Source organism: Paraconexibacter sp. (assembly GCF_041602235.1).
Taxonomy (GTDB): Bacteria; Actinomycetota; Thermoleophilia; order Solirubrobacterales; family Solirubrobacteraceae; genus Paraconexibacter.
The window spans coordinates 1-3,555 of sequence record NZ_JBFIGP010000350.1; the positions used below are offsets into that span (position 1 = coordinate 1).

At 74.0% G+C, this 3,555-nt stretch carries 4 protein-coding genes; 1 reads left to right on the plus strand and 3 read right to left on the minus strand.

Annotated elements, in window-relative coordinates; translation table 11 throughout:
* Window positions 1–911 (minus strand): hypothetical protein (locus ABYE80_RS18630; RefSeq protein ID WP_372791815.1); only part of this gene is annotated, 911 nt, incomplete at its 3' end.
* Window positions 908–1,402, minus strand: coding sequence for a hypothetical protein (locus ABYE80_RS18635; protein WP_372791816.1), 495 nt, complete (start codon window positions 1,400–1,402; stop codon window positions 908–910). The genes ABYE80_RS18630 and ABYE80_RS18635, both read right to left, overlap by 4 nt.
* A 100-nt stretch (window positions 1,403–1,502) precedes the next feature.
* Here ABYE80_RS18635 and ABYE80_RS18640 point away from each other — a divergent pair, with 100 nt between their 5' ends.
* On the plus strand, window positions 1,503–2,945 hold the full coding sequence (locus tag ABYE80_RS18640) for a hypothetical protein (protein WP_372791817.1): 1,443 nt from the start codon (window positions 1,503–1,505) through the stop codon (window positions 2,943–2,945).
* Here the strand turns inward: ABYE80_RS18640 and ABYE80_RS18645 are convergent.
* Window positions 2,929–3,555, minus strand: a 627-nt coding sequence (locus ABYE80_RS18645; RefSeq protein ID WP_372791819.1) for a glycosyltransferase, incomplete at its 5' end; no start/stop codon positions are given. The two genes, ABYE80_RS18640 and ABYE80_RS18645, sit on opposite strands and share 17 nt — an antisense overlap.

The following is a 3,555-nucleotide window of genomic DNA, read 5'->3' on the forward strand; positions in this document are numbered from 1 at the left end:
AGCAGCGTCGTCTGCAGGTGCGCGCCCTGCTGCTCGGCCAGGGCGGTGTCGACACCGGCCTGGAGCGCATTCAGATCGTCCGCCGCGAGGCATCCGACCGCGGCACCAACGGCGACCGTGGCGAGCACCGGGATCTTCGGAAGACGATCCGGCGCGAGCACGAGCCACACCGCGACAGCCGCCCCGACCGCGACGGTCCCGCCGCGCGAGACGGTGAGGAAGACGGCGACGACCAGCACCGGCACGGCAGCGGCCGCCGCGGCGCGCGTCACGATGCGCCGGCCCGTGGTCGCGTAGAACAGCAGCAGCGGCACGCCGATCGCGAGCAGGCCGGCGAGGGCGTTCCAGTAGCCGACGGGCTGCGCGAGCCGCCGTCGAGCCATCGGGAAGATGTCGTTCAGGGCATAGGTCTCGAACCAGTCGGGCTGCAGCCGCGTGAGCAGCGCGTAGCCCCCGATGACGACGAGTCCGGTCGCCACCCCGCCCACGATGTGGCGAGCCGGCGTCCGGACACAGATCAGCACCGAGAGCACGAACATCCCGAGGTACCCGCACGTGCGCGCGATCTCCGCTGTGGTGCGTTCCGTCGAGCCGGTCCACGACAGGCCAAGCGCGGTCCAGACCGTCAATGCGGCGAACGCCGCCACGGCGTACAGGGCGATCCCGCGATGCGGGAGCGCCAGCGACCCGAGCGCCACACCCGCACCCGCGATCCACCACGCGGCGATCCCCGCCTCTCCCCGCACCACCGCGTCGTAGCCGCCGCCCGACAGCCCGAGCACGACGATGAGCGCGAAACCCAGGCTCCAGCCCCCGAGCGCCGGGAGGTCGACCCACCACGGCAGCCCGCGACGACGCCCGGCCTCGGTGTCCGCGCCGACCGACGTGCGCTCGAGGGCGACGCCGCTCACGACACCGCACGCCGACGACGAAGCGCTGCTGCCGCCAGCAGCAGCGTCACCAGCAGGAGACCGACCGGCAGCACCGCGCCGGCCCCCGCCACCCCGGTGACCGCGGTCGCCACCTGCCCGACGGCACTGCGTCCGTCGTCCGAACCGCGGGGCGCCACGAACGACCGGCCGCCATCAGCAGGTGTCGCCGGCGCGCCGGTGGCCGCCAGCGCCGCGGCACGCTCCCCATCGCGGCCCTCGCGCTTGAGCGCCGCGACGTTGGCGGCGCCGACGATGCGGTCGGCTCGGGCGGCGACCTCGGCGTCCTGGAGTGACCCTCCACCGGGCTTGCCGCCCCCCGGCTCCCGGGGGCCGTCGGCGCTCGGAACGGTCTCCAGGTACTCGTCCACGCCGGACAGCCCGGGCGGAGCGATCACCCCCTGCGCCGGCGCCCCAGCCGGGAGCACCACGAACCAGGCGACGACGAGAATCCAGGGCAGCACCACGCGCATCGGGAAGATGTACGGCGGCGGGTGCGTGAGGCTGACAGACGCCCGACCGGACCGACGGCGGCGTCAGCCTTCGCCCTTCGGGCCCGTACCGTGCAGACAGATGCACCGCTCCCGCCCGGTATCGCTGCTCGCGGCGTCCCTCGTGTTCCTCTTCAGTGCCGTCGGCTCGGCCGGCGCTGTCACCTCGATGCGCACCGGGTTTCACGACGGAGGCTTCTCCGACCGGTCGCGGCAGACCGAGCTGCTGGGCGAGGCGTCCGGCCTCGGCGCGAGCGTCGCCCGGGTGGCCACCGGCTGGGCGGGCATCGCCGCCACCCGCCCCACCTCACCGATGGACCCCGCCGATCCCGCGTACGACTGGTCGGCAACCGACGCCTCCGTGCGAGCCACGGTGAACGCCGGCCTGCAGCCGATCCTGTCCCTCACGCAAGCTCCCGCCTGGGCAGAAGGCGGGGGCCGTCCGGCCGGTCTCAGGGCACTGCCCGGGAGCTGGCGCCCGGACCCGGCCAGCTACGGGCTCTTCGCCGTCGCGCTCGCGCGACGGTACGACGGCACGTATCCCGATCCACTCATGCCAGGCCGGACCCTCCCGCGCGTGCGCGCGTACCTACCCTGGAACGAGCCGAACCTCGAGGCGTACCTCGCACCGCAGTGGAGTCGACGGAACGGCCGCGTCGTCGCCGAGGCGCCGTACCACTACCGCAAGCTCGTGCGGGAGTTCGGCGCCGGGATCCATCGCAGTCAGCCCGACGCACTGGTCGCCGCCGGTGCCCTGGCGCCCTTCGGCGATGCGTTGCCCGGGGGACGGCGCACCCCTCCGGCCCGGTTCCTCCGCGACATGCTCTGCCTCTCACCGAGGTTCCGCCGCGTCGCCTGCGGCTCCTACGGGTCGCCGCGGTTCGACGTCCTGTCCCACCACCCGTACTCGGTCGGCGGGCCGTTCCGCGAAGCCCTCAACCCCGATGACGTCTCCGTGCCGGATCTCGCAGCGAAGCTCGTCAAGCCGCTGCGCGCCGCGGAGCGACTCGGCGTTCTCGGGCCGCCGCGGCGGCGACGCATCTGGGTGACCGAGATCTCCTGGGACTCGAGACCCGCCGACCCTGACGGAGTGCCTGAGCGCCGGCACGCCGACTGGCTCGCCCAGGCGCTCTACGTTCTCGCACGGCAGGGCGTCGACACCGTCACGTGGTTCCAGGTCAGGGACTCCCCGCCCGGCCCCGGCCGCAACTACGGCGTGACCAGCCAATCCGGTGTGCTCCTGCGCAGCGGGCGACCGAAGTTCGCCGCGACCGCGTTCCGCTTTCCGCTCGTCGCCGTCCGCCCGGCAGGGCGCACGACCGTCTGGGCCCTGGCCCCCACCTCGGGGCCGCTCGTCGTCGAGCGGCGCACGAAGCGCGGCTGGACCGCGGTGCTCCGTCGGTCCTCGGTCCGGCGAGGCACGATCGTGCAGCGGCGGTTCACCGGCCTGCGCCGAGGGACGGTCCTGCGCGCACGCGCCGGCGGCCTGAGGTCCTTGAGCGTCCGCGTCAGCAGCGGCCGCTGATCTGCGCGTACAGGGCCTCGACCGCGGAGGCGGCGTGCGACGGCTCGAAGCGGTCCCCGACCGTCTTGCCGTCGCGAGCGAGCCGGCAGCGAAGGTCGTCGTCGTCACGCATCCTGCGCATCGCGGCGGCCAACGCGACGGGGTCGCCCGGCGGGACGAGCAGAGCCGTCTCCTCGTGACGCAGATGTTCCGCGGGCCCACCCGCGTCCGCCGCGATCACCGGTATCCCCATGCGCAGTGCTTCGAAGATGACGAGGCCGAAGGGCTCCGGCAGCGTCGACGAGTGGACGAGCACGTCGACGTCCTGCAGCGCCGCGCCGACGTCCGTGACGTGCCCGCGGAAGCGGACCCGGCTCTCGAGACGCAGACCGGCTACGAGCGCCCGGAGCTCCTGCCCGAACGCCTCCTCGCCGAACATCGCGTCACCGATGACGTCGAGCGACTCGGCCCCCTCGGGAAAGGCCTCCAAGAGCGCGCGGACCGCGACGTCCTGGCCCTTCCAGCGGGTGATGCGGCCGACGAGACCGAACCTGCGGCCGGTGGGCGAACCCGCGCGCGGCTCGCCGAGGAGCGCGACCGGGTTCGGGGTGACGGATCGGACGCCTCGCGA

Excerpts from the sequence above, each read along its gene's own strand:
- ABYE80_RS18640 (WP_372791817.1), top strand. The coding sequence starts at position 1,503 with ATGCACCGCTCCCGCCCGGTATCGCTGCTCGCGGCGTCCCTCGTGTTC.
- ABYE80_RS18635 (WP_372791816.1), bottom strand. The coding sequence starts at position 1,402 with ATGCGCGTGGTGCTGCCCTGGATTCTCGTCGTCGCCTGGTTCGTGGTG.